This is a genomic window from Rhizobium sp. 01L419, from assembly GCF_056400025.1.
The window spans coordinates 205,515-230,493 of record NZ_JBFTSM010000012.1 but is presented as its reverse complement, the minus strand read 5'-3'; the positions used below and the strand labels follow the sequence as shown (position 1 = coordinate 230,493).

Here is a 24,979-nt window from a genome sequence, read left to right as displayed (position 1 = left end):
AATGCGTCAACCACATTGAAGGCTCGTGCTGCGAAGCTCCATCATGCGGCGACCGATGTCGACCGCGAAGACAACCATGCACCCGGCAGCGCTGCTTACAAAAGATTGCTATTGACGCCCCAGTTGCGATTAGACAACCCCATCATCAAGTGATAGGCATCCAACGCCCGCCCCCGCCAGCGAAAACCACCCAAACTCACACGACATCAACGAGCACCCGCCCCTCACGACAGCGCAAATATCCTCACCTCACGCGCGATCCCCTGAAGCTCCTCCATCCGCGACACCGAGGTGATGCCGCTGTCCCGCAATATTTCCGAAACCTGCTCGTTGCCGACAACGGCCTCCGTCGTCAGGATCACCTGCGGTTCGGCAAGGCCCTGGACGCGGGAGGCGATATTGACGGTCTGGCCGAAATAGTCCTGCCGGTCGTTCATGCTGACGGCAAGGCATGGCCCCTCATGAATGCCGATCTTGAGGAGGAGATCCTCGCTGCCGCGCTCGGCGTTCAGCCGCAGCATCGCTTCACGCATCCGGAGAGCCGCCGACACCGCCCGGTCCGGGCTCGGGAAGGTCGCCATCACGGCATCGCCGATGGTCTTGACCACCGCCCCGGCCTCGGTGGCGACGATCTCGTGCAGGACCCGGAAATGCGTGCGCACCAGATCGAAAGCAGCGAGATCTCCGACGCGCTCGTAAAGAGCGGTCGAGCCCCTGAGATCAGTGAAGAGGAAGGTCAGGCTGGTGATCTTCAGGCGCTGGTCGACGTCGAGCGTGTCGGTCCGGTAGATGTCGCGGAAGCTCTGGTTCGTCAGCAGCCGCTTGGCCGTCAGGAACGGTCTCCTGTGGCCGAGGATATCGTGCAGCTCGTCGCCGGCGATGCAGACATTCGGCAGCACGCGGCGATCGGTATGGTTTTCCAGCGTCAGCCGCAGCAGGCCGGGGCGAAGGGTCAGCGTTTCGTTCGGTGCATGGCCCTGGCTGAGGACCATTGACAGGGTCTGGCGCTCCTCGGTCGGCTCGCCCTGCACATCGATGAACTGCGCCGAATGCGTCACCGCATCGAAGATGATGACGAATTGCGCCGGCAATTGCAGCGAGACGAAAGCCTTCTCGCCGGGATCCAGCTCGATCATTTCAAGCTGAATGCGCGAAAACCGCGCCTCGAGATCATCGGGCAGATCGACGCCGGAGCTGAAGAAGACCTGCCGGTAATATTCGAGCGAGGACAGCCGGTCGGGATCGTGGCCGGCAATCCTGCGCACGCGCGGGCTGACCGTGAAGGTGACCTCGACCATCTCGTCGAGCGTCGGCTCGTATCCGGCCGCACACAGCGCGCAATGATAGGCCTCCCGGTCGACTGCTTTCAGGCTGGCGCCGGTGTCGAGCACGCCGCCGCATCCCGGGCAGAGCACATTCCAGGTCATCTCGAAGGCACCGATGCGAGCCGCGTGCAGAAACGCTGCGATGACCTTCTCCTCGTCGAGATGATGGGCTTCGGCGAAAGCCAGCGCGTTGATGCGGTTGAGTTCGCGATCCGAACCACGCCTGACCGCATTTTCGATGCACTCGACCGCCTGCGGGTCGGCCGCCTGTCGCAGGGCTGTAAAAAGCACGTCCACTTCGCTCATCAGACAGGTCTCCGTGCACGGAACGCCACGGATGATAACGCCGCCGGCAGGGCGGAATTATATCACGGAATCTCATGATAGAAATCGGAACGCCTGGATGCGGCGCGGCGCCGGATCGGTCGCTTCGGAGCGTGCTGAACTGATCCTTTGCCGATCGGGAGCGCGTGCCTGACCGGCAACAATTATGCCGATTTTTTTCAAGGTGGAGTTGATATCAGTCACTCGCCGTACAATTGATACGGCAATATCAGGGGGCACTTTATTGGCCGGCTTATTGGTCACCCGATCCGGGAGGGATGATGCGGAAACTCAAGCTTCCACAGGCTGTAAGCCTTGCGATCTGGCTGGTCCTCGTTCCGGCGCTCCTCTTCGGCCTCGGTCTATGGCAGGCAGAACGCGCCGCCGAGACTCTGGCACAGTCGCAGGAATCGTCGGAAGGGCTCAAGACGACACTCGCTCAGCGGCAGCAGCCACTCCCGACTTGATTATGCCGGACAGGAAAAGAGGATAACAAAATTGCAGCAGCGAAAGTCACTCAAGATCGCATCTACCCTCGCGGTCGTCGTATCCCTGTGGTGCGCGCCTTCTCTGCAGGCGCAGGAGCCGACGGGCGGCGTGACATGGTCCAAGGATCCGGCCAGCCATTGCGAATTCGTGTCTCCCGTGTCCCTGACGACAGGTCCAACATACTGGACCGGCGCGTGTCCTGATAACAAGGCGTCCGGACCTGGAATGCTGCGACGCCGCGACGGCGATCGCGTCGGACCCGCTTTTTATGGGGACATGCAGGCCGGAATGCCCGTCATCGGCGTGATCGACGACGAAGGCTATCGTGTCGGCCAGTTCAAGAATGGCGATATCGGCGGCGATGCGGAACTGGAACCGCAGGTCAGGCTCGACGCTTTCCGCGCAGCCGCAAAGGCAGCCCGGGAAGTCGCCGCGCTATATGCCAAACAGGGGAATGCAGCCTCGTCCCGCCACTACGAAACCGTTGCGCAGCAACTGGATATGCAGATCGAATGATGGTCCGGTGCGTCGGTTATCAGATTGAGGCTGCTCGTCAGATCTCCTCGGTAAACGTCTCCACCGTGATCGCGAACACGCCGATCCGGTGCCACTCGCCGCGGCTGGAAACAAAGGTTTCCTCCGAGCCCATGGAGATCTGAAAGTCGCGGCCGATTGAATCGCGGAACTGGCTGGCGGGCGAATCCCATATGCAACAGGAGCGCTTGAGGCGGTTCAAACCCACGGTCCTGGCGAGATAGGCTTCGGTGGCAGCCGCGTACCGGCCGGACAGGCGGTATGTCGCCTGAAGCGGTTTGCCCTGCCGATCCGGCGCATAGCTGCACCCGACATATGTCACATGAGTGGGCTTCTTCTGCATCTGCGCCAGGAAATCGCCGCAATCCCGCGCCGTCACCTTGGCTTCCTGGATGCGGGCGGATGCCGCCATAAGCGGCGTCGCGACGGCGCTACCCAAAGAGCATATGGCAAAAAGACAAGCGGCGAGCTTCATATCCAACCTCGACTGCGCCGCCCGGACGCCGTTATAGATGGCATGGGCCTTTATAGCCGATAATCGATTTCGGGACAGATAAGCCGGTCAGGGTGCGTACCGGCTGAACACGAAGTCGCGGTCCTTGACGATCGAATGACAGGCAAAACAGGCCTCGGGCATTGCCGTGGCGGAGGGCTTGCCATTGTCGAATTCGACATATCCCCAGCCGCCGGTCGACGCATATTTTTTGGCGTCCTTGATCATGAACTGCACGCCGTTCTTGGGCGATCCGGCGACGAAGGATTGGGGAGCGCCAAAGGCTTGCCTGCTTTCTTCCAGCGGGTGATAATCCCAGGCCAGGCGCGCAATGATGGTACCGTCAGGGTAGGTCCCGGCCCCTGCCCGAAAGGCTTTCATCGCGACATCGTTGCCGAGGATGGCTCTGATATCGTTGAGCTTGCCCTCTTCATGTGCCACGGCGATAACAGGCCAGTCGCGGTAACCGCCAGGCATTTCAGCCAGGGCCGGCATGCGCGCGGCATCGGCCTCTCCGGCTGCGGTGGCATTGTAACCGATCAGACCGGTCACCAGACCAACCGCCAACGACACCACGATAATCTGCTTCATCGAAATACTCTCCTGCCATCAAGCGACGAAGCGATCCTGGCAGATATTCCGGCAGGCGAAATCATACTTTGATCTAGGAGATCACGGATGAGCGAATGCGCTTATCGTGTTGGCGATGAAAAGCTGTTGGCAGCCGGCAGGCCATCGAATGGGAATGGCCAATGCCGCAGCGACGGATATCCGCCAAGGGCCCCTTGCCGGCTATGGACGCGCTCGCTCATTGCCCCCTCTTCGCCATGTGTCTTCGTCTTGCCCTCAGCCGAGTTCCTGGGCGAGTCCGATGAGAAGCCCTTCAGGCCCACGGATGTAGCAGAGCCGATACGCGTCCTCATACCGGACGACTTCGCCGACGAGTTCGGCGCCGCGCGCGCGCAGCCTTTCAAGCGTGTCGTCGATGTCATCAACGGTGAACATGACGCGGAGGTAGCCGAGCGCGTTGACCGGGGCATTCCGGTGATCCGCGATGACACGGGGCGCGAGGAAGCGGGAGAGTTCGAGCCGGCTATGGCCATCAGGTGTGCGCATCATGGCAATCTCGACATGCTGATTGCCGAGCCCGGTGACACGCCCGGCCCATTCTCCTTCGATCGTCGCCCGCCCTTCGAGCGTGAGGCCGAGTTCGGCAAAGAAATCAATCGCCACGCCGAGGTCTTCGACGACGATTCCTACATTGTCCATTCGCTTGAGCGCCATGTTTCCAATCTCCAGGATGTTGTTTCAATCAAGGAAATGACGGATGAAGCTCCCGAAAACCGACATTGCCCTGCGGTTTTTTCAGGTGGCGCTCAGCCGCCCAGAGCGACCGCGATTGCAACCAGAAACAATCCGAGGCAGGTCATCGTGATTCCTGCATAGAACGGGCGGCCACCTGAAAAACGTGCCCATGCATAGCCCGTCACAAACAGCAATACGATCAGAAACAGGTTGCTCGCTCTCAAGGCACGGTGGGCATCGTCGATCAGAAAGAAAGGGATGACGGCAGGAAGGGCGGTGGCCGAGACCAGCAGAAAGATGGCAATTGCGGCGGAGAGATCGTCTTTCGTCAAGGGCACCTTCACCGGCTCGGCGCGACCCGTGAGCGCAAGCAGCGACCGGTAAAGCGCCTCTGCGTCGGAGGGCTTTGCGGAGAGAGGCGTCCCTTCGACTGGAAATTCTTTCGCGAGTACTGCGAGTGCGGCGCCCTCGTCCCTGGCCGCCCTGACCTGCCGAAACAGGCGCAGACGTCTGCTCCTGAAAAATGTCGTACCGAGCGTGAACAATACGGCGTCGATAATTCCCCAGGCAACGTTGCATCCGATTGTCGCAACCACCAGGTCGCGCACGACAAGTCCTTCCTCGCGCAGGACAAGCCTTGAACCGATGGTCCAGGTCAGCGCCATGATCAGCCCGAAAAGCACCTCGCCGAGCGCATCGCCGGGATCGAGATTTTCGAAGATAGAAAAGATCCCCTTCGGTTTCATCGAACGGTTCCCGCACCATAGAGATCATCGTCTGCTGTTCCGGCAGCCCTCCGGTCGCATCGGATAGCGCTTCGGCACGGGCCAGGTCGCAACCGGAGAACTATGATCGAAGTGGCGGATCTCTTCATTGCTTTGAATCAAGACCCAGACAATGAGCGCTTGTCGCCGATCCGATTGGAAGGGGATAACAAAGAAAAGGCCGGGCCTGAAACAGATTCCAGACCCGGCCTTTCCCTGGCTTGGATGCTTATTGCTGGATATCGGGCTCGACGAGACGGGCGAGATTGCGCAGCGATTCCTGCCAGCCGAGATAGCAGGCCTCCGGCGGGATCAGATCGGGGATGCCGGCCTGCACCACATTGATTTCGGTCCCGACCGAGACCTTCGTCAGTGTCACCGTCACTTCCATTTCGCCGGGCAGATTGGCGTCGTCGAATCTGTCGGTGTAGCGAATTTTCTGGCCGGAAACGAGTTCCACATACTCCCCGCCGAAGGAATGGCTGTGGCCGGTCGTGAAGTTGCGGAAAGACATCCTGTGTGTTCCGCCCACGATCGGTTCGAGATGGTGGACCGTGCAGGTAAAGCCGTTCGGCGGAAGCCACTTGGCCACGGCATCGGCTTCCAGGAAGGCGCGATAGACCTTGTCCGGGGTGGTCGCCAGGACGCGGTGAAGTTTGATTGTGCTCGGCATGATGATTCTCCCTTAGGATTGAACTTTGGCAATGCCTCCAGGACGAACTGCGTCTCGCCGATCCGACACTGCGATTAATTTTTTTGCTCCCGCCCTGTCGGGGATCATAACCAACCTTTCGAAAATCACGACGATGACCAAGGTCGTGAACGACCGGGAGCGCCTTCCCGCCACTCCTCACCCTCCAACCTCCCGCTACGTCATTGCCCTGTCTCCAACCCGTCCTATCTCTTGCGCGGGACTGTCAGCGAGAGAGGATGCGACGACCAGCTGCTGATCGGCTCGAATGGCGGGCCGACGGCCTATGGCTTCGTCAGAGGCGACTATATTTCCATTCCCTTCGTCTTTGCCGGAGACTGGCTGAATGAAGTCCGCGTTCTCGGCCGCTCTTTCGAGGCGTTCATCGAGGCGATCGAGCATGGCGACGGCTGGTAATGGCCGGTTGCCTGCCGGTCCGGCTTGCGGCTAATCTTGCCTGATGGCGCGAAAGAGAAACCAAGACGTCATCTCCTGGTATCAGGCACCGCCGCCCGATATCTGCCCGCTCTGCGGCCGCATCGTGCCGGCCGAGCAGCGGGACGAGCATCATCTCGTGCCCAAGAGCCGCGGCGGACGCGAAACGCAGATCCTGCACCGCATCTGCCACCGCCAGATCCATGCGCAGTTCAGCGAGGCGGAGCTGGAACAGTCCTATCCGACGGTCGAGGCCCTGCTCGCCCATCCCACCATCCAGACCTTCGTCGCCTGGGTGAGGAAGAAGCCGCCGGGCTTTTATGACGGCACGCGGCGCAGCAACCGTCGGCGGGAGTGAGGGGAATGGTATTGCCACTGATCATCGACAGCGCGGAAAGCGCTACTGTGTGATTTTCCGGGATTATGTGGCCGATGCCTGTCGCACGGCGGCTATCGGCCCATTGCGGACGTTGTTCCCCAGGACTAGCGCTGTGCCAGAAGAGGGCGCAATGCGTCGAGCAGTGCATTCGGGGAGACGGGCGGGCCGTCACTCTCCCATGCGTTTTGAAACTCGGCGATTTCGATGCCTACAAATTCATGTTCTGCAATGACTTCGCAGCAGGACTGAAGATCATCGAGCGATAGGCCGCCTTCACATCTGTAGTCAGTTGGCACGATGCCCGGTTCCAACACGTCGCAATCAAGATGGACGTAGACGGGACGACCGGCGATTGCTTTCCTGAGCTCATTCGCCAGGTCGTCTTCGGGCTTGATGTGCGGAATGCGGTGTTGCGTGATCAAGTTCAGCTCATAGGGATCAAGGTCACGCTGGCCCACCAAAACGATCTGATCCAAACGCAAACCGGCTCCCAGACCTGAATCCCAGAGGCCGGCGGGGCCTGCAAGTGCCAGGCCACCGAGATAGCCTGAAATACTGGCTTCCGGTGGGTTCAGATCGCCGTGGGAATCGAACCAAATTATGCACGCGGAAGGATAATGCCTTGCCACGGCTGGAAGTGTTGCGAGCGAGACCGCACATCGACTCGTGGCGGCGATGGAAATACCGCCGCGGGCAAAAACATCGTCCAACCGCAATTGCATTTCCTTGAGCGTAGGCAGGGCTGCGTCCAGCTCTTCGCGCCAACCCATGTTCGACGCAGGCTCCGGTCTTCCGATGACATCAGGGGAAACGCCGGAGCGACGCGCCAGCTCTTCGCCTATCGCCCACGCGCCGGGTATTGCCAGATCGTTGTGATCGCCTGCCCGCCCTTGAAACACAGTATATTCAGTCAGTTTTGCCAAAGCCAACACCTCCGAACATATCTCGTGGTCTTCTAGCTGGTTCTCTGGCGCAAAGCGAGGAGGCCTTCTTTTGGCGCAACGCAGCCTTTGTGGGTTGGTGGAATTTGCTACCGGGTTTCGCGATTTCTTAGCATCCGATCGAACGCAACCGGAGGCGCGCGATTTGCAGGCCCTGACGACCATGTCCACCGAATTCGTCACCGAGACGACCTTCCTGCCGCAGATCAAGTTCCGACTGACCACACATGCCGATGTAGTCCAGCGAGGCATCGACAGTTCAGCAAGCCCTATCGCTTCAAATGGATCCATTGCGGTCGTATTGGGTCACGCAGGGCAACTCAGGAAAATACGGTAAGACAGACGGCCGTCCAGATTAACGCCGTCCCCAATGCCATCGCTCGCCTGGCGACGGCGACTTTGTCTGCCTCGTCCTCGGCGACAGGTGTGGTCACAATCCAGGGCACGCAACCAAGTGCCGCAAACCCGATGATAGCGACAATCATCACAAGATAATCGATTGGATTCCAGCGCCCCTGATCATACACCCCCCAGTAACTCAGAAAGGCCATTCCTACTGCAAACATGGTGGCGGACGCAGAGCAAAGCCCTGTAACGGACCCGGTCGGTGCGCGCATCTTGCTTTTTTCAGGTGTTTGCGAGTTCATGAGGCAATATCCACGACGTTGGCTGTCTCTCTGGAAATATGTCAGGAATCGAGCGCGGCGTGAAGCGCTGGTGACCCCCTGGGACACCAGCGAAATTCCCCGCCTCGGGCGGTGCAACACCGCCCGAGGCCACGTCTGCTAAAGCAGCCGAACCGACATGCCGCCGTCGACGATCATCGGGCTGCCGGTCATGAAGCTTGATTGGTCCGACAGCAGGAAGAGCGCTGCCTGCGCGATCTCCTTGGCGGCGGCCATCCGCTTCATCGGATGCAGGCCGGAGATATAGTCGAGGAATTCGGGGTTATTCTCGCCGCCGGCGGGTGTGATTGTACCGCCCGGCAGCAGGCTGTTGATCCTGATACCATCGGCCGCGTAATCGGCGGCGACTGATTGCACGAGGCCGATCAGGCCCGCCTTCGACGCCGCATAAGCCCCCATCCCCGGCAAGCCGCCATTGCTGTAGCCAACGAAGGACGAGGTGAACACGATCGAACCGCTGCGCTGCGCTTTCATCACGGGTAGCTGCGCCTTGAGTGCCCAGAAGGCGCTCGTCAGGTTGGTGGAAATCACGGCGTCCCAGTTTGTCGCACTCATCTCCGAAAACGCGCCCATTTCGCCGACGATGCCGGCATTGTTGAAAGCGCCGTCGAGCCTGCCGAAGGCATCGAGCGTCCGGTCGACCAGCGCCTGCGCGTAGGTCTCGTCGCGCACATCACCGACCAGTGACACGGCCATGCCGCCCATTTCGATGATCTCGGAAACGAGCTCCGCGAGGTTCTGCGCCCGCCGTGCGCCGAGCACGAGCTTTGCGCCCCTCCCCGCAAACAGCCGGGCAGCGGCCGCTCCGATGCCGCTGCTTGCGCCCGAGATGATGATGACCTTGTCGTTGAGTTCCATGTCCAAACCTCCTGTTTTGATGGTCATGGAGGGGTAGGAAATAAGGGAACCGGCAGCCACCCGATTCCGGATCGGCACCCGCCGGCCGGCGGCACCCGACGAACGGCCCGGCGGCGAAACCTGTTAACCATCTGTCGTTCTCTAGGACCATGGTCCGGCGGATACCGGACCTCGGTCCGATGCACGCTCCGCAATTCGCACCTAACATCGTCACCATCCTGATGGTCGCCTTCCCGGGTCGGCGATCCCATGAGTTTCTGTGAAACCTGCCCTGCGAAGGAGAGACGGATGCGTATCGCAACTTTTGCGTCCATAGCTGCACTTTCGATGATCATGGCTTCCAGCCCGCTGACGACCACCGGCTTCGATATCGCCGCCATGGCAAAGGGCGGTGGAAACGGTGGCGGCAACGGCGGCGGTAATGGCGGAGGCAACGGCGGCGGTAGCGGCAGCAGCAATGGTGGCGGTAACGGCGGCGGACAAAGCGGCAGTCACGAAAATCGCGGCCACCAGAGCGGAAGTTCCCAGCCTGGCAGTTCCCAGACTGGCAAATCATCGCGCGACGGTTCGAAGTCAGGAAGCAGAGCGAAGGGCAAATCCGGCGAGGCGAAGGTGAAATCGCTGTCCGCGAAAAACGCCGCAGCCGATATCAGGCAAAGGAACCCGGCCTCGCAGCTTGCGGGCCTGAACTCCCTCAACCGCAGCTATAAGGCCTATATGCACACGTCCGATCCGCGGATGACCGCGATCGCCGCCTACGCCATGGCCTATGCCCGGTTTGAACTCGATAACGGTATCGAGCCCGCAATCGACGATCCGGTACTCGGCGACGCGGCATTGGAGGATGCGCTGGCCGCAGCAACGCGGAGCGGCGAGGTCAGCCCGGCAGCCTTCGATGAAGCCAAGACCATCCTCGGCGTCGGAGAGGCCGACGGCAAAATCGACCAGATCCGTGAATCCCTGTCCTACTCCGCCCCGACCTCGACAGGGAATTAACGGCCACTCGATCCGCCGGGCTGCATACCCGGCGGATCGATTGCACCTGTCGTGGGTTTTCCCATGGGCAGGATAATCTCTTTCCCCTTGCAATTCCCGTTCGCCGCGCCGACGCGCGCCAGAGCGCCGTGCGTCCATTCGGGTGGTGCCACCGATACACGACTCGAATCTCTTTCGCCTTGCTTTGCGAAGGTCGGCTCCGGCGCAGATGTCGCTTCAGGAAATCTGCTTCGTAAGGAGCGGAACGGCTCTGTCCGCATCGACGAGCAGCCAACCAAGCTTTTCGTAGAAGGCCACCGCATCCGGTGCGGCGTGAACTTCCAACCGCGTGATGCCTTTGTCGGCGGCGAGACGTTCAAGCGCGTGCATCATGGCTCTGCCAATTCCCTGCCGCTGATACTGTGGAATGATTGCGACGAGGCGCACGGTTCCGGGGTCGGCACCCACGAGCCCGATATCCAGCCTGACAGTGCCAACGGGGACATCGTCGTAGATGAACAGCAGAGGAAGATGATTTTCCCGATGCTCGTCCGGGTGACCCTCATCATAGTCAGCCTGGCCACGCAGTTCGAAGAGAACGTGACGTCTGATTGCGTGATACACCTGCCACTGGTTTTTGTCCTGCACCTGCAGCAGCTGCATTTTCATCGCCCGCTTGCCTCAGCCATTTTGATCGCAACCTCATTTACGCATGGATTTGCCGTAGCGTACTTATCCCACCCTGTCCTACAACAGACTCCTCTGGCCAACATCGGTCAGCGACCCGTGAACCGATATTTTCTCGTCACGATCACCTGAGCCTTGCCCGGCCCGCAACACTTCCGGCAACCTCTCCGAAGGAAACCTGGCCGCTGGCGCCCGCGATATTGTCCGCTTCAATTTCCGACGCGCCAGAGCGCCGCGCGTCTTGAGACTGTGCATTCAGGTTTTTCCGAAGATTTTCGGACCGATGCTGTTGACCCGCTTCCAGCGGCATCCCAGTACCCTCTGGCAGACATCAAGCCGAAACCGAAAAAACCCGCGAAAAACCTCTTGAGCCGAACCCAGCGTCATAGCTTAGAAGGGTTCCGAGACATCGCGGGAGGCCTGATGGACGCCGAAACAGGAAAACAGAACTTGCTGACGGCGGCGCAATGCGCCGCGCGCATCGGCATGACGGTGCGTGCGCTGAGACTCTACGAGCAGACCGGCCTCATCCGGCCGCCGCGCACGGGAAAGAACTGGCGGCTCTATGGCGCCAGGGAAATTGCGCGGCTGAACGAGATCCTGGCGCTGAAGCGGCTGGGGCTCAGCCTGCAGGACATCGCCCGGCTGCTCGCCGGCCACGCGACCGATCTCGACCACGTGCTCGCCATGCAGAACCTCGCCTTGCAGGACCAGTTGACCCGCACGCAGCGCAGCCTCGCCATCGTCGACGCACTGCGGGCAAAGATGGCCGCAGGCGACATTCTGTCGATCGATGAACTGCTGAAGCTCGCAAAGGATACCAACATGACCGATACCTCAGCCGATGCCATCGCCTGGCGCCGCTACGAGCAGGCACGGCCGCGCACCGAACAGAAGATCGACCCGGCGCTCTACGCCGACTATGCCGGACACTACCATCTGGGTTCGTCGGCCTATGCGGTAAGCCTGCGCGACGGGCGGATCTTCACGCGGCTGACCGGCCAGCCGGAACTCGAGATCTTCGCTGAAGATGTCGACCGCTTCTTCTACAGGGCGGTGCAGGCGCAGATCACCTTTACCCGCAACGAAAGCGACACTGTCACCGGCCTCGTGCTGCACCAGAACGGCTATGAACAGGCAGCATCCCGCATCGATGAACGCGCCGCGACCGATCTGGAAGAGGCGATTGCAGCGCGCATCCGCGACAAGCAGCCGGTGGAAAACAGCAAGGCGCTGCTGGAGCAGGTCATCGAACAGCACCAGCGCGGCGAACCCGACTATGAGCGGATGAGCCCGCCGCTCGCCGCCCTCGCACGCGAACAAGCTGCGATGATCAAGGCCGATCTCGATCGCATGGGGTCGCTCAAGGACATATCCTTCAAGGGCGTCACCGCGGAAGGCTGGGATGTCTACGACGTGAGCTTCGACAACGGCCATCTGGAATGGAGTTTCGCGCTGGCTGCAGACGGAAAATTCGGCGGCATCTTCATTCGACCGATGATGTGACGGGTGCCGCTCTCGCCTGAAAACCCCTTCCCGCAACGGCGAGGGACTAACCTCGGGCAACGCCTCAACTCCTCCCCCAAGCGTCGAAGATACGGAATACGGGCGCGTCAAATTAAGTTCCTCCCCCTTGTGGGGAGGCGTTTGGGGCGGGTTCTTTATTTACGAACGACAGTCGACATACGCTTCCGACTGCGGCCTCACGCCTGCTCCTCGATTTGCACCCGCTCTGCATCCGCCACCGCTCCGATGCAGGCACGACGGAGGCAGCCATTGATGAAGGCCCTGACCCGTCCCACCCTTTCGTGCTGAGCAGGCCGGTGACGAGCGAGCCCGTGACATTGGCGCCGTGGCAAGGGTGAGAGACGGGATGACCTCGTCCAAAAAACACCCATAAAAAAAGCGCCCAATCACCTCGTATGATTGAGCGCCTTCGACTGGACGGGTTTTCACCCGCCAAGCTGTTATTTGCCGCGTGGCGGCCTGCGAGCCTTGTCGCTCTTGCCGCTGGCGGAAGATGTCTTTGCGTCAAGCGCCTGACCGAAATTGGTGCCGCCCAAGTGTCCGCCGCCGCTGGTGTTTGCCACCTGGCGCATGGCACGTCTGAGAAGCATCGTAGCATCTGTTTTCGTCATTGTTTTTCTCCTGAACAAGCCGGCTTGAAAACAAAAAGGCCGGGACTGGCCCGACCTTTCCAGGGTTCGCATGTCCGCAGTGCCAGTACATCCGTGGTCAAAGCGGGGGTGCGAGCCGATTGTTATGCAGAAGCGAGGTTCTGCGCTGCGTTCTTGCCGCTCCGGGCGTCGCGCACCAGTTCGAACGTCACCGACTGGCCTTCGCGCAGGTCGGACATGCCGGACTGCTCGATAGCCGAAATGTGAACGAACACATCCGGCGAGCCGTCTGTCGGCGAGATGAAACCAAAGCCCTTGGCCGAGTTAAAGAACTTTACAATACCAGTATTCATAACGATTTCCTTTCAATCGCAAAAGAATTACCATCCCCGCGACGTGCAGGTGATAAATGGTCGAGCTTGAGAGGAAAGATTAGCCAATGCGCATCTTACGCAGAAACGAAGCTGACGAAGCAAATTCGATAGCCTGAACATAGGGAGTGTTTGTGTTCAGAACAAGGTATATTTTATTTTTATTAATTTTGTCGACTATTGTAGCAGCAGTAAAAAGGGCGCATCTTGGCCCTGTCAGCAGCATTTTCACGGGCGCTGTTGGTTAAGGGCGTTCACACCCTGGCCCCGACCGAAAGGAGGACTGAATGTCTTCCGCGATCCCGCCGCATCCAGTCTTGGCGTCCCCAGTCTTGGTGTCTTCACCGAGCGAAATCGTCCTTGATAGCGACGATATGAACCTGCTGACCCGCGTGCTCGATCGAGCCGGATATGACCAGGCAGTCGAACCGAAGCTGTTCGTGCACGCTGCAGCACAGATCCTTTCGCTGTTGAAAAGCGGCATCCGCCATGAAACGATCCTCATGGCAGCGCTTCAGAACGCCGGCGATTATTCCGGCGCGGCCGATCCCTATGTGAAGGGCCGCTTTGCCATTCAGGGCCTGCCGCAGGCAGGCATCGCGACGGCAGTATGATGCGCAAGAGAACAGATACGCCCGTGCGGGAACGGCATCTGCATCTCGTGCATTCGAGACCGGCCAATGCGGCCGATCTGGAATCCGAGGTGTCGGCATCCCTTCACCGCGCAGGCGGTATAGACGCGACCTATATTTTCGTATCCGCGCAGGATGGTGACGTCACCCTCGCAGGATGGGTGCCGCTCTACGCTGAGATCGACCGGGCGGCCGATGTGGCGCGGGGCGTCGACGGCGTGAGGCACGTTCTCAACGAGCTGTCCTGTTCGCTCTGACCTGACTTGGCCTTGCCTGGACTGCCCCCGCAGGGTCGCAACCGTAATTGCCTGATATCGGCGATGTCACGGGGTGAGTGTTCGTCGCCGGCTCGCACATCTTTTCTCTGGATAGCGCCTCTGGAGAAGGCCCTCCATAAGGTTGTGACATGCCGATAGAATTCGAATCCATGCCGCAGGAAGAACGCCTCGCCGTCATCGAGCTGCTGGTCGTCCATCTTGACACGGCCTCATCCGACGCGGCGGCTGCCGGCAATACTTCGCTGCATGCCGAAATCGGCGAGGTTTCGGGACGGCTGAAGACCTGCCGCCAACAGATCTCCGCCGCCGATCCGGCGTCCGCCAGGTTCGCCGTCTCCGCAGCGCTGCGCCTGCTCTCCCGCCTGCAATCCAGATCTCCCGGCGCCACGGCATCTGCCCGTACGGGTTCCTGCTGACATTGGCGCCGCCGGGCCGTCAGCGCGGAGCGCAACGGCGGTTGCTTCGGCGAGGGCGCCCACCGAAATCTTCCGGAATTATGTCGCAGATGCCACCGACGTCCGCTTCGCGCCAATTGCGGTCATTGATGGCGACAGTGAATTCGACTCCCCGCTATCGACGACATTGCAAAGTCCAAGATGATTTGAAATGCTTTCTGCCAGATTTAAATCGGGAGAAGGTAGGGACTTGAAGACTCGTTGGAAAATGGGGGGTTACGCGACTATCGTCTTAGTCGCCGTAACATGTGTGGTCTTTTACGTCTCAAGACCAAGCAAAATCGCTTCCGCGTTACTTAACGTCGACACGCTTCCGAAGTCAGTGGAAAGTGTCGAATGTCGTTCTGCGCTAATGCAGGATACGGTCACCGTTTGCGCCTTTGATATCAACCCAACAGATGCAAAGCGGCTTATCTCAGCTCGACCTTATCTCGCTTCTATCGAGCATTCTGCGGTAACCAGTCATGAACGCGTTTGGAACCTCAAAGTTGGACAACGATTTGATGTTGCAACTACCTACACCTATTCAACGGATCAAGGGGAAGCGGGGTACCGGTATGTAGATGTCGACCTGATGTTTAACGCAGAACAAAGCAAAGTGTTAATCGCGTTCTTCGGACTAATTTAAAAACAACCTCACATTTGCTTTACGAATCTTCACTCGTACGGTCTTCCGACGAATGACCGCTTAGGGCCGAGTTTCGCCGCAACACCGATGAAACGCTTGGGCGAACATCCCACCTCCCGCGTGAAGGCAGTGCTGAACGCACTCGAAGACTGGAAGCCGATAACCAATCCGATCTCGCCGATCCCACGTGCTCCGCGGGCCAGTTGATCCTTGGCAAGCGCCATCCGCCAATGCATCAGATACTCGATCGGTCCAGTTCCCACGACCTGGCGAAACCGGGTGGCAAACGTAGACCTCGATACACCGCATAGCTTCGCCAGTCCGGCGACGGTCCAGCCGTAGGCAACGTCCCTATGTATCGCCGACAGCGCCTGCATCGTGATCGGATCGCTCAGTCCAGCAAGAAGGCCAGCCTGGTCTTCGTCCACATGCAGCGGTTTCGCCCGCAGTATTTCGACCAGAATGAGTTCAACCAGCCGCGTGACGATGAATTCGCTGGCGGGACCCGGTTGTCGCGCCTCGTTCTCGTTCATCGTCAGAAGCACTCGCACTCGATCCAGGGATTTATCCTCCCCTTCTATGTGGACGAAGGTTGGAAGCAGGCCGGCAAGGAGGTCCTCATTGACTGTGTCGAACACAAACTTGCCCGCGTGCAACGTCACAGGTCTGTCCGCGCCTTCCCCTAGCTTCAGCCGCTTGCTCCCCGCAGTCGCCACCGCCGTTTCGCTGTCGATAGGATGGAGGGATGGGTCCGATGTCATCGTGAACGGGGTGAAGGTCCGGATCAGGAAAAAGTCTCCCTGCCTGATGTGAACGGGCGCGTCGTCAGGGCGTATCAATTGGAACTCGCCGCGCTCGACCCAGCAGAACAGAAGATCGTCGCGTTTGCGAAAGGAAAGGCTCCATCGTCCAAAGGCATCAAGACCGCCGCCCAATAAGGTGGCGCGAGGTCGTAGCAGCCCTATCAGTTCAAGAAACGGGTCCATTTTGTACTATAGGTAAACTCTTCCGGGGTCTGAATTATCGACCGTGTAAAATTGGCACGTTACAAATGTGATCCATGCCGCGTCAACGCGGTGAACGAGAGATTGAACGACGAAGGAATCTATTATGACCACGCAAATGCTCGAACAACATTGGCACGCATATCTAGCTGCATATGCTCCAATGGCTGACGAAGAACGCGAGCGGCTTCTCAAGCTGAGCGTTGCCGATGATCTGGTGTTTACGAACCCCGGCGGAGAAGGCAAGACCCGCGCTGGGCTGATTGCGCATATCGACGGTTTTCAGCAAAAGATGCCAGGAACGTATTTCAATATGGACAAGCTCTTCGTCCACCATGGCGAACTCATGGCGATCTGGTCGATGCATAAGAAGGACGGAACGAAGGTGGCTACCGGGTATAATTTCGTGCGCGCAGACAGTGACGGAAGGTTCGTCTATATGGCAGGCTTCTTTTGAAGATTGAGATGGGGTCGCCGGACTGACGCAACCTTTTTGTTTCAGGTTGGCAAGCCTCATCGCCATTTGCGTCGGCGATCCAGGAAGGTCTGCAAAGGGCCCGATAGCTGCCATTGGTGGCAGCTGGGACATCACACCGAAATCTTCGTCATCAACAGGGTCTTTAGAGCAATTCCAGCAAAAGTGAGTAGCGGTTTTGCGTACGAAATTGCGTGAAAACAAAGAGATAGAGTATTTTCGTGATTCGAAGAAAAACGGAAATGCTCTAGCGGGTTGTGCTCCCTTCCTCCCCCATCCCCTCCCCGAGCCGAACCCGAGGAGGGAACGAGGTAAGCGCCGGCCGCTGCCCCTCGCAAAACGACCGGCGCGGGTGATCAGGCGCGTGCGGTCTGGGGGCCGATCTCGGAGGCGATCTCGGTGACGAGATCAGCCGGGAAGCCGCCTTCGCGGGCGTGGCGGTAGACGGTTTCGGCGCTGTCGGCCTCGTGCACGCAATAGATCTTGTCGCCGGCGACATAGCTGGTGATCCAGTTATAGGGGCGGTCGAGGCCGGCAACGACCTTGTTGGACGTGGCGGAAATCTCCTTCAGCTGCTCGGGTGTGAGCTTGGCTGCACCGGGAACGTTCCGCTCGATGAGATATTTCGGCATGGCGACCTCCTGTTCGCGTGGTAGTGACGGGACGGACGCTATGCCGCGCGACAGAGCGCCGCATCGGGATATCTCCCCATTTTCTGCGCCTCCCTGCCCTATTTTGACACGCTGCTATTTCCAGCCGGCAGCGATGCTGGCAATAATCCGCCATGCGGCTAATCGAGCGCGCCCCCAATCTCGATCATTTGCAGTCGTTGTTGCGCGATGCCGCCGACGGCCATGGCAGGGTCGTCCTCCTCGAAGGGGAAGCCGGTGCCGGCAAGTCCTCTCTCGCCGCAGCCTTCGCCCGTGCCGTTCCCGAGGGCACGCGCGTTCTTTCCGGCGCCTGCGAGAATTTCGGCACAGCCGAGCCGCTCGGCCCCTGGCGGGATATTGCGCGGGAAGCGCGCTGGACTCTGACGAGGGTTTCGGGCGGCAACTGGATTTCCCTCTTCTCGGAAGTGCTCGACCTGCTGACGGCAGAGCGCCAGCCGACATTACTCGTCATCGAGGATATTCACTGGGCCGATGACGCCACGCTGAACTTGATCCGCTATATCGGCCGGCGTATCCGCAACACTTGTCTGCTGTCAGTCCTGACGGCGAGAAACGACGACACGCCCGGCCAGACGCGGCTGCGGCGGCTGCTGGCCGACATCCCGCCGGCCCATTGGCTGCGCATCGCCGTGCCGCCGCTGTCGAAAGCCGCCGTGCTGGAGCTTGCGGATCCAAAGGGGCTCGATGGCGAAGCGATCTTTTCCGCCACCGGCGGCAACGCCTATTTCGTCAGTGAACTCGTGGATTGCGCGGGCAGCGATTGCCTGCCGCCTCTCAGCCGCGACCACCTGCCCACAACGATCCGCGATGCCGTGCTGGCGCGTGCCGATATACTTGACGAGGCCCACAGAGAGGCGCTCTGGGCAGCCTCCACCTCGCCCGATGCCTTTGCCCCCGAACTGATCGAGGCGATCTGCGGCACCTCTGCGCGATCGGCACTGGAGGCCTGTACGGCCTGCGGGCTTCTGGTGCCGGCAGGCGGCCTCTTCATGTTCCGTCATGAGATTGCACGTCAGGCGATCGAGCAATCGCTGCCGCCGCTTCGCCGCCGCGCGCTGAATGAAAAGGCGCTCGCCTATTTCCGGCAGAGCGGCGATGCGTCCGTGGCGCGCATGGTCCACCATGCCAACGAGGCGCAGGACGCAGCCGCGATCTCGGAACTTGCGCCGAAGGCGGCAAGCGAGGCCGGAAGGCTCGGAGCCCACCGTCAGGCCGTGCGCCACTACGAACTGGCGCTCGCCCATGCAGGCGCCCTCAGCGATGCCGAGCGCGCCTGCCTCTATGAGGGTTATGCCTTCGAATGCCACCTGATCGGCCAGATGGAACGGGCTATTGCGGCGCAGACCAGCGCGCTGGCGCTCTACCGGACCCTGGGGGATATCAGGCATATCGGCGACAACCTGCGCTGGCTGTCGCGGCTGAGCTATCTCGCCGGAGATCGCAAGGGCGCCGATGCCTTCGGGCGCGAGGCCGTCGAAGCGCTGGAAGAGGCAGCAGCGCCTGCCGAGCTTGCCATGGCCTATTCCAACCTCTCGCAGCTCGGCATGCTGGCGGGCGATGCCGAGACGGCGATGCTTTACGGCGAGCGCGCCATCGCGCTGGTGACGTCGGACGATATTGCCAGGCCCGAGGTGCTCTGCCACGCGTTGAACAATGTCGGCACCGCCATCTGCTGGCGCGAGCCCGATCGCGCCCGGCAGACGCTGGAAGAGGCACTGGCAATCGCCCTCGACCACGGCTTCCAGGAACATGCGGCGCGCGCCTTCACCAACCGCGCCTGGGTGGAAATCCAGCTCCATGCCACGGCTGCGGCCGAAGATGTGCTGACGCGCGGCATTGCCTATTGCATCGAGCACGATCTCGATACCTGGCGCGACTATATGCGCGGCGAGCTGGCCGAACTGCTGACCTTCCTCGGCCGCTGGGAGGAGGCAGGAGCGGCGGCGCAGGCCGTCGTCGACAACCAGAATGCGCCGGCCCTTTCCCGCTATCCCTCGCTCGTGGCGCTGGCGACACTCAGAACGCGGCGCGGCGAAACAACGGACGAGCTGCTGCAGGAAATGACGAAATTCCTCGAAAACACCTTCGAATTCCAGCGTCTGTCGGCCTATGCCGCGCTGATGGCCGAGCGCGCCTGGCTCGGCCTCTGCGACCGGGACGAGGCACTCGCCGGCCTTCGACAGGCCGCCGCACTCTGCAGCGACGATGCGGCAGGTTCGATGATCGGCTTCTGGGCGCATATTCTGGGCGTTACCGGCCTTGCGCCTGACACTATGGAGGGCGACGCTGCCGTGATTGCCATGCTCAAGGGCAGATGGCAGGAAGCCGCCGATATCTGGACAGACCGCCGCGCGCCCTATCTCGCAGCACTTGCCCTGCTCGACGGCGACAATGATGCGCTCTACCGTGCCCTGACGTTACTGGAAGCACTCAACGCCACCGCCGTGGTTGCCCATGTGAAGGACATGATCCGCAAGCGCAACGGTCGGCTTGCGACCCGCGGCCCGAGGGCGAGCACCCAGGCCAACGCCGCCGGCCTCACGACAAGGGAAATGGACGTGTTGCGGCTGATCGACGAGGGCCGCTCGAATGCCGAAATCGGCGCGCGCCTGTTCGTCTCGGCCAAAACCATCGATCACCACATCTCCTCGATCCTCGCCAAACTGAACGCGAAATCCAGGGGCCAGGCGGCGGCCGAAGGGCGGAAGCTGGGGTTGCTGCAATAGGTCACGCGTTCCGGCCACCTGCCCGCACCGGCACTTCAGAGGAAGCTTCCACAATGTTCTCAAGAATAAATATACTTCATCTTGAAAATTGGCGGGCCATGCAAAGCTAGTCTGATCGTGACGCATGCAGAACAGAACTCGTTAAGATGAATGTTATTTATGAAAATCAAACCGGTCTATAATTGAAAAGGCAGAACTGAATTTTGCAGCAACCACAACAGTCGATCCGTGATTAATTATTAAATATTATCTTGACATGCACCTTCCGAGAGAGTTTATTTTCCGACTTGCCACCTAACCGGGAGGCTAGGCGTCGAGACGGGGGGCTTGTCGCATGAGCAATAGCAGCCGCGTGATCCTTTTGGCCGTACTTTCTTCGCTCGCCGGCCCGCTGGCGGCCAATGCAGGAAACCACACCTATCGTGGCATCTGCGAGGCCTCGGCCGCAGCCTTGGTCGATGCGTCGCATGTAGCGGTCGCAAGCGACGATTTCTCCGCAATCATGATCTATCAGCAGGGAAAGCCGGAACCGGTCTCCAAGTTCGCGGTCGATGACGTGACGGACATTGAAGGCAGCGCCCGTATCGGCGACACCATATTCTGGCTCACATCCCATTCGCTGAACAGCAGCGGGGAAGACAAGAAAAAGCGCAAGGAATTATTTGCCACCAGCGTGTCGGCCGATGGGACATTGTCCAACTCGGGCGAGGTCTATCGCAATCTTCGTGCGGACATGGCCAAGGCGCTCGGCAGCAGCGAAGACAGTTTGAAAACCCGCGTCAACATCGAAGGTCTGGCAGCAACGCCCGACGGGCATCTTCTGATCGGCTTGCGGGGGCCGGTGCCCGATGACCGCGCCATCCTGCTCGAGCTCGCCAATCCACTGCAGCTGGTCAAGCTGGGACCTGGCGACGTGGGATCTGCGCAAATTACCCGTGTCGTCACGATGGACCTTTCCGATGGAGCGGGAACGACCGGCCGTGGCGTGCGCGACATTGCGCGGGTCGGCAGCCGATATCTCGTCCTGGCAGGCTCCGAGCCCGATGGCGGCAAACCTGCGCCAAAACTTTTCTGGTGGGATGGAAATGCCGAAGGCAAGGTGACGCCCGGTCCCGACGCTGATTTCTCGGGAATGACGCCGGAGGCAATCGTGGTCTGGAGCGATCACGAGGGCGAAATCCTGAGCGATAGCGGCGGTGCGCTGGTCAATGGCGCGGAATGCGCCGACAAGGATCCGCCCAAGGACGCCTTCTTTCCCGCCGTCGACGTGAAATTCTGAGCGCTTCGGCAACGCGAAATCGAGGGGCGAGGCGGCGGCCAGAACCTTTTCCGCTCATCAAGCCGGTTTACGAGGACACGTGGAGTCAAAAACACCGCCCCAACCCTTCCCACAAGGGGAGACACCAGGGGCGGCACCGCCTCGCCTATCCTGAAACGGTGAAGAGCGCAGGAGCGGCGCGGCAGGTTGGGCCCCTCCCCTGTATGGGGAGGGGTTTGGGGCGGGTCCTTCAATCGCAGGGGCCCAATATCCCGAAACATCGGAAGGGCACCCCTGCCGAAAACATCATCCCTCTCCTCGACGCCCGCCCGCGCCAGCCGCCACCTCGAACAGTTGCGGCACGGCCGGGTTCCTGGCAGCCCGTGAGGCGCAGAGCACGACATCGAATTCCGGCGCAGCGTCGAGCGCTCTCGACACCACCCCCTCCACAAGGTCACCGCAAAGCGATTGTGGGATCAGCGCCACGCCGAGTCCCTCCTGCACCAGCCGGATGATCGTGTGCTGCAGGCGCGGCTCGAAGGCGTAATGCGGGATGACGCCGCCACCGGCGCAGTAGAGGGAAATTGCCGAACGCAGCGTCGGCGCCACGGCTGCCGGCGCGGCGATCAGCTTTTCGCCCGACAGCGACTGCGGGCCGATGCTATCGGCCTCGGCCAGCCGATGGCCTGACGGTGCGATCAGGCACAGCCGGTCGCGGGCAAGCAGCAATGTTCTCAGATGCGGCGCGGCACCACCGCCGAAGGTGACGGCGGCATCGAGTTTCCCTTCGGCCAGCATGTCCTCGATATCGGTGGGTATGCGCTCTTCGAGGATCAGCCGCACATCCGGCCGCGCCTCTGAGTAGAGCCGCACCAGCGCCGGGATGACGCTATGGGCGGCATGCATCATGAAGCCGAGTTTCAGCTCGCCCTTCATGCCGCTGGCGACCAGTTGCACATCCCGGCAGGCGGCATCGAAACCTTCGAGCACGGCACGGCAATCGGCAAGGAAATGCTGGCCGGCGGGCGTCAGCGCCACATTGCGCGAATTGCGCTCGAAGAGCGTCACACCGAGCGTCTTTTCGATCGCCGATATCTGCCGGCTGAAGGGCGGCTGGCTCATATTCATACGTGCGGCCGCATGGCCGAAATGCAGCGTTTCGGCCAGCGCCACGAAAATGCGCATGTGGCGAGTGTCCATTCGATACCCCAGAAGTATCAATCAGTGCTCAAGATGACATTGGATTATCTTGATCCGGGACGTTAGGCAATGATCACGCGAGGCAACGATCGCCCCAGCCAAGAATTTCGCCGAGTTACCTTAAATGCTGACGAACCTTTCGATTGTCCTGCCGATCTTTGCCCTCATCCTTGCCGGCTGGATCGCCCGCAAGACCGGGGCGCTCGGCGAACATGCCACGCGGGAAGTGAACCGACTGGTCGTCTACCTCGCCTTGCCCGCTCTGCTCTTCGACATCATGGCCAATGCCAAACCCGCCGAGATCTGGCAGCCGGGCTTCATTATCGCGTTTACATCAGGCTGCGCCGTCATCTTCGGCGCCACACTCTGCTGGCGCGTCGCCAAGGGCCGGCATCTCGCCGATGCCGCGATCGACGGGCTGAACGCGAGTTATGCCAATACCGGCTTCATCGGATTTCCGCTCGTCCTGTCGCTCGTCGGCGACACCGGCATGGCGCCGACGCTGATCTCGACCATCCTCACCGTCTGCGTGCTCTTCGCCGTCGCCATCATCCTCATCGAAGGCGGCCTGCAATCCGAAACCCGGCGGCGCGATATCGCCATCAAGACCGCCCGGTCGCTGGCGAAAAACCCGCTACTCGTCGCCCCCGCCCTCGGCGCGCTGGTCATGCTCTCGGGTGTCTCGCTCCCCGCTCCCATGGATGCCTTCCTGAAGCTTCTGGGCGGGGCAGCCTCACCCTGCGCGCTGATCGCGCTCGGCCTGTTTCTGGCCGGCAACAGGGCCGGCGAAGCAAGCGCCCGGGCGACGACTGCGAGCATTCTCGTCGGCCTGAAGCTGGTCGCCCAGCCCGTCGTCACCTGGCTGATCGCCGCACCGCTGCTCAACCTGCCGCCGGCCGCCACCCATACCGCCGTGCTGCTCGCAGCGCTGCCGACCGGCACCGGCCCGTTCATGCTGGCGGAATTCTACGGCCGCGAAGCAAGCCTCACCGGCCGCGTCGTGCTCGCCTCGACGGTGCTTTCGGTGTTGACGATCTCGGCCTATCTGGCGCTTGCGGGGAAGGTCTAGACGCAGCCGCTCCCTGTCACTGCTCAGCCGAACAGGCCGATCAGCCGCGCCGAGCTGATCGCAAGGCCGGCGATCGCCACCAGAATGAAGAGGCTCGCGATGACGAGAAAGATGGGGTTCTTCACTGTTTCTCCTTCGAGGCCGGCGATGGCTGAGGGGTGAGGTAGCAGGTGCGGTTGAGCGCGGCAACCGCCCGCCCGTCAAAGGCCAGATATCGCAATTGCCCCACTCGCGGCAAAGATGCAGGATCAGCCGCCGGATTCATTCCATCTGACATTGAGGGAAGCAGGGCCAGCCATGTCATCCATCACCACAGGCAATAACGAGCAATATAGCGACAGCCGCAAGCTTGCCGCGCGCGGGCGCCTGAACCGCGAATATACGATCGCCGAAACCGGCTGGTTTCCCTGGGTGGCAAGACAGCTTCCCCTCAAGTCAGGCGATCAGGTGCTGGATATCGGCTGCGGCCCCGCCTGGTTCTGGGCTTCCGTGGCAACCGAACTGCCCGACGATCTGCATCTCACGCTTGCCGATCTCTCCCCCGGCATGCTGCAGGAAGGACTCGATCGCTGCCGCTCGCTCGCCTTCGCGGAAGTCACCGGAAAGCAGGCCGACGCCACCGCCCTGCCCTTCGACGACGGGACGTTCGACACCGTCGTCGCCATGCACATGCTCTACCACGTCGCCGATCAGGCGCAGGCGATTGCCGAAATGCACCGCGTGCTGAAACCGGGCGGTCACCTTGCAGTGACCACCAATGGTGCCAACAACATGCGGGGCATGTACGAGCTGACGACGGTGTTCGGCAGCCCGCCCTACGACCCCGCGGGTGCCGCCTTCGGCTATGAGACGGCGGGACGGCTGATGCAGGCGCAGTTCGGCAATGTGACGATGACCGAGCACCCGGCCCATATGCGGATAACGGAGCCGGAGGATGTGTTCCTGGCGCTGACATCCTATCCGCCGGGGGACAGGGCGAGCGAGGAAGAGCTTGCGGCTTTTCGGGCGGCGATCTCGGAGGCGTTTCGCACGGGCGGCGGTGTACTGGAGGTGGGTAAGGAGACGGGGTTGTTTGTGAGCCGCAATGCGGGGTGAGTGGCTTGTCTCTCCTTCATTGCCAGGTCAGCCACCCGACAAGTTTGGAGCACCATCGCAGCGGAAATCAGTTGCCGAGATTTTGCAGGAAAATCCATGTTGAAAATTCGCGCC

Annotated in this window: 31 protein-coding genes; 16 read left to right on the top strand and 15 right to left on the bottom strand. The window is 60.7% G+C overall.

The genetic code is table 11. From position 1 onward, the window contains the following. Positions 1–224: 224 nt before the first annotated feature. On the bottom strand, positions 225–1,631 hold the full coding sequence (locus tag AC1DUP_RS23595; RefSeq protein ID WP_113310909.1) for an adenylate/guanylate cyclase domain-containing protein: 1,407 nt from the start codon (positions 1,629–1,631) through the stop codon (positions 225–227). A gap of 299 nt (positions 1,632–1,930) precedes the next feature. On the opposite strand from AC1DUP_RS23595, the gene AC1DUP_RS23590 reads away from it, so the two are divergent. Both AC1DUP_RS23590 and AC1DUP_RS23585 read left to right on the top strand, forming a co-directional pair. Continuing rightward, positions 1,931–2,116 carry a hypothetical protein gene (locus AC1DUP_RS23590; protein WP_477834834.1) on the top strand — a complete coding sequence of 62 codons (186 nt, stop codon included), beginning with the start codon at positions 1,931–1,933 and terminating at the stop codon, positions 2,114–2,116. A gap of 31 nt (positions 2,117–2,147) precedes the next feature. Then, on the top strand, positions 2,148–2,654 hold the full coding sequence (locus tag AC1DUP_RS23585) for a hypothetical protein (protein ID WP_477834832.1): 507 nt from the start codon (positions 2,148–2,150) through the stop codon (positions 2,652–2,654). 37 nt (positions 2,655–2,691) lie between these two features. On the opposite strand, the gene AC1DUP_RS23580 is transcribed toward AC1DUP_RS23585, so the two are convergent. The 5 genes from AC1DUP_RS23580 to AC1DUP_RS23560 form a co-directional block, all read right to left on the bottom strand. Continuing rightward, positions 2,692–3,084, bottom strand: a complete 393-nt coding sequence (locus tag AC1DUP_RS23580) for a DUF4952 domain-containing protein (protein ID WP_477834830.1) — start codon at positions 3,082–3,084, stop codon at positions 2,692–2,694. 150 nt (positions 3,085–3,234) lie between these two features. Further along, the gene (locus AC1DUP_RS23575) at positions 3,235–3,756 is read right to left on the bottom strand and encodes a cytochrome P460 family protein (RefSeq protein ID WP_113510471.1); all 522 of its coding nucleotides are present in this window, start codon (positions 3,754–3,756) and stop codon (positions 3,235–3,237) included. 255 nt (positions 3,757–4,011) lie between these two features. Next, on the bottom strand, positions 4,012–4,449 hold the full coding sequence (locus AC1DUP_RS23570; protein WP_113297017.1) for a VOC family protein: 438 nt from the start codon (positions 4,447–4,449) through the stop codon (positions 4,012–4,014). A 92-nt stretch (positions 4,450–4,541) separates the two neighbouring features. Continuing rightward, positions 4,542–5,216 (bottom strand): VIT1/CCC1 transporter family protein, encoded by a 675-nt coding sequence (locus AC1DUP_RS23565; protein WP_477834828.1) that lies wholly within the window; start codon positions 5,214–5,216, stop codon positions 4,542–4,544. Between the two features lie 247 nt (positions 5,217–5,463). Continuing rightward, on the bottom strand, positions 5,464–5,907 hold the full coding sequence (locus tag AC1DUP_RS23560; protein WP_477834826.1) for an SRPBCC family protein: 444 nt from the start codon (positions 5,905–5,907) through the stop codon (positions 5,464–5,466). 231 nt (positions 5,908–6,138) lie between these two features. Here AC1DUP_RS23560 and AC1DUP_RS23555 point away from each other — a divergent pair, with 231 nt between their 5' ends. Further along, complete coding sequence (locus AC1DUP_RS23555; RefSeq protein ID WP_477834824.1) at positions 6,139–6,342, top strand: hypothetical protein; 204 nt, start codon at positions 6,139–6,141, stop codon at positions 6,340–6,342. A 43-nt stretch (positions 6,343–6,385) separates the two neighbouring features. Then, the gene (locus tag AC1DUP_RS23550) at positions 6,386–6,718 is read left to right on the top strand and encodes an HNH endonuclease signature motif containing protein (RefSeq protein ID WP_113297019.1); all 333 of its coding nucleotides are present in this window, start codon (positions 6,386–6,388) and stop codon (positions 6,716–6,718) included. Between the two features lie 125 nt (positions 6,719–6,843). Here the strand turns inward: AC1DUP_RS23550 and AC1DUP_RS23545 are convergent, their stop codons facing one another. Further along, positions 6,844–7,662, bottom strand: a complete 819-nt coding sequence (locus AC1DUP_RS23545; RefSeq protein WP_477834822.1) for an arginase family protein — start codon at positions 7,660–7,662, stop codon at positions 6,844–6,846. 70 nt (positions 7,663–7,732) lie between these two features. On the opposite strand from AC1DUP_RS23545, the gene AC1DUP_RS23540 reads away from it, so the two are divergent. Next, on the top strand, positions 7,733–8,017 hold the full coding sequence (locus AC1DUP_RS23540) for a hypothetical protein (protein ID WP_477834820.1): 285 nt from the start codon (positions 7,733–7,735) through the stop codon (positions 8,015–8,017). Here AC1DUP_RS23540 and AC1DUP_RS23535 read toward each other — a convergent pair. Next, positions 8,001–8,327: a hypothetical protein gene (locus AC1DUP_RS23535; RefSeq protein ID WP_113310920.1), complete on the bottom strand. Its 327-nt coding sequence runs from the start codon at positions 8,325–8,327 to the stop codon at positions 8,001–8,003. The two genes, AC1DUP_RS23540 and AC1DUP_RS23535, sit on opposite strands and share 17 nt — an antisense overlap. Positions 8,328–8,465: 138 nt before the next feature. Further along, positions 8,466–9,224, bottom strand: coding sequence for an SDR family oxidoreductase (locus tag AC1DUP_RS23530; protein ID WP_113297022.1), 759 nt, complete (start codon positions 9,222–9,224; stop codon positions 8,466–8,468). A 288-nt stretch (positions 9,225–9,512) separates the two neighbouring features. On the opposite strand from AC1DUP_RS23530, the gene AC1DUP_RS23525 reads away from it, so the two are divergent. Continuing rightward, positions 9,513–10,220, top strand: a complete 708-nt coding sequence (locus AC1DUP_RS23525; protein WP_162748590.1) for a hypothetical protein — start codon at positions 9,513–9,515, stop codon at positions 10,218–10,220. A gap of 216 nt (positions 10,221–10,436) precedes the next feature. On the opposite strand, the gene AC1DUP_RS23520 is transcribed toward AC1DUP_RS23525, so the two are convergent. Then, positions 10,437–10,868 (bottom strand): GNAT family N-acetyltransferase, encoded by a 432-nt coding sequence (locus AC1DUP_RS23520; RefSeq protein WP_477834817.1) that lies wholly within the window; start codon positions 10,866–10,868, stop codon positions 10,437–10,439. Positions 10,869–11,309: 441 nt separating this feature from the next. Between AC1DUP_RS23520 and AC1DUP_RS23515 the strand changes: the two genes are divergently transcribed. Next, a complete protein-coding gene (locus tag AC1DUP_RS23515; RefSeq protein ID WP_477834815.1) occupies positions 11,310–12,392 on the top strand; it encodes a MerR family transcriptional regulator in 1,083 nt (360 codons plus the stop codon). A 461-nt stretch (positions 12,393–12,853) separates the two neighbouring features. On the opposite strand, the gene AC1DUP_RS23510 is transcribed toward AC1DUP_RS23515, so the two are convergent. Both AC1DUP_RS23510 and AC1DUP_RS23505 read right to left on the bottom strand, forming a co-directional pair. Next, entirely contained in the window at positions 12,854–13,024 is a 171-nt protein-coding gene (locus tag AC1DUP_RS23510) for a hypothetical protein (protein WP_477834813.1), read from the bottom strand. 122 nt (positions 13,025–13,146) lie between these two features. Further along, positions 13,147–13,356 (bottom strand): cold-shock protein, encoded by a 210-nt coding sequence (locus AC1DUP_RS23505; protein ID WP_113297027.1) that lies wholly within the window; start codon positions 13,354–13,356, stop codon positions 13,147–13,149. 305 nt (positions 13,357–13,661) lie between these two features. Between AC1DUP_RS23505 and AC1DUP_RS23500 the strand changes: the two genes are divergently transcribed. From AC1DUP_RS23500 to AC1DUP_RS23485, 4 genes are all read left to right on the top strand, one after another. After that, positions 13,662–13,988 carry a hypothetical protein gene (locus AC1DUP_RS23500; RefSeq protein WP_113297028.1) on the top strand — a complete coding sequence of 109 codons (327 nt, stop codon included), beginning with the start codon at positions 13,662–13,664 and terminating at the stop codon, positions 13,986–13,988. Further along, positions 13,988–14,263, top strand: a complete 276-nt coding sequence (locus AC1DUP_RS23495; protein WP_162748591.1) for a BON domain-containing protein — start codon at positions 13,988–13,990, stop codon at positions 14,261–14,263. The genes AC1DUP_RS23500 and AC1DUP_RS23495 overlap by 1 nt, the downstream gene beginning before the upstream one ends. A gap of 149 nt (positions 14,264–14,412) precedes the next feature. Beyond that, positions 14,413–14,700 carry a hypothetical protein gene (locus tag AC1DUP_RS23490; RefSeq protein ID WP_113310927.1) on the top strand — a complete coding sequence of 96 codons (288 nt, stop codon included), beginning with the start codon at positions 14,413–14,415 and terminating at the stop codon, positions 14,698–14,700. A 229-nt stretch (positions 14,701–14,929) separates the two neighbouring features. After that, positions 14,930–15,367 (top strand): hypothetical protein, encoded by a 438-nt coding sequence (locus tag AC1DUP_RS23485; protein ID WP_477834810.1) that lies wholly within the window; start codon positions 14,930–14,932, stop codon positions 15,365–15,367. 29 nt (positions 15,368–15,396) lie between these two features. Here AC1DUP_RS23485 and AC1DUP_RS23480 read toward each other — a convergent pair whose 3' ends face one another. Further along, positions 15,397–16,353: an AraC family transcriptional regulator gene (locus AC1DUP_RS23480; protein WP_477834808.1), complete on the bottom strand. Its 957-nt coding sequence runs from the start codon at positions 16,351–16,353 to the stop codon at positions 15,397–15,399. A gap of 124 nt (positions 16,354–16,477) precedes the next feature. Here AC1DUP_RS23480 and AC1DUP_RS23475 point away from each other — a divergent pair, with 124 nt between their 5' ends. Next, on the top strand, positions 16,478–16,828 hold the full coding sequence (locus tag AC1DUP_RS23475; RefSeq protein WP_477834806.1) for a nuclear transport factor 2 family protein: 351 nt from the start codon (positions 16,478–16,480) through the stop codon (positions 16,826–16,828). Between the two features lie 374 nt (positions 16,829–17,202). Here AC1DUP_RS23475 and AC1DUP_RS23470 read toward each other — a convergent pair whose 3' ends face one another. After that, positions 17,203–17,478 (bottom strand): DUF4242 domain-containing protein, encoded by a 276-nt coding sequence (locus AC1DUP_RS23470; RefSeq protein ID WP_113310930.1) that lies wholly within the window; start codon positions 17,476–17,478, stop codon positions 17,203–17,205. A gap of 152 nt (positions 17,479–17,630) precedes the next feature. Between AC1DUP_RS23470 and AC1DUP_RS23465 the strand changes: the two genes are divergently transcribed. Beyond that, a complete protein-coding gene (locus tag AC1DUP_RS23465) occupies positions 17,631–20,243 on the top strand; it encodes an AAA family ATPase (RefSeq protein WP_477834804.1) in 2,613 nt (870 codons plus the stop codon). 334 nt (positions 20,244–20,577) lie between these two features. Next, positions 20,578–21,522 carry a DUF3616 domain-containing protein gene (locus AC1DUP_RS23460; RefSeq protein WP_477834802.1) on the top strand — a complete coding sequence of 315 codons (945 nt, stop codon included), beginning with the start codon at positions 20,578–20,580 and terminating at the stop codon, positions 21,520–21,522. A gap of 285 nt (positions 21,523–21,807) precedes the next feature. On the opposite strand, the gene AC1DUP_RS23455 is transcribed toward AC1DUP_RS23460, so the two are convergent. Further along, entirely contained in the window at positions 21,808–22,701 is an 894-nt protein-coding gene (locus AC1DUP_RS23455; RefSeq protein WP_477834800.1) for a LysR family transcriptional regulator, read from the bottom strand. A gap of 124 nt (positions 22,702–22,825) precedes the next feature. Here AC1DUP_RS23455 and AC1DUP_RS23450 point away from each other — a divergent pair, with 124 nt between their 5' ends. Further along, positions 22,826–23,770: an AEC family transporter gene (locus AC1DUP_RS23450; protein ID WP_477834798.1), complete on the top strand. Its 945-nt coding sequence runs from the start codon at positions 22,826–22,828 to the stop codon at positions 23,768–23,770. A 297-nt stretch (positions 23,771–24,067) separates the two neighbouring features. Beyond that, complete coding sequence (locus AC1DUP_RS23445; protein ID WP_113310935.1) at positions 24,068–24,865, top strand: methyltransferase domain-containing protein; 798 nt, start codon at positions 24,068–24,070, stop codon at positions 24,863–24,865. Positions 24,866–24,979 lie beyond the last annotated feature (114 nt).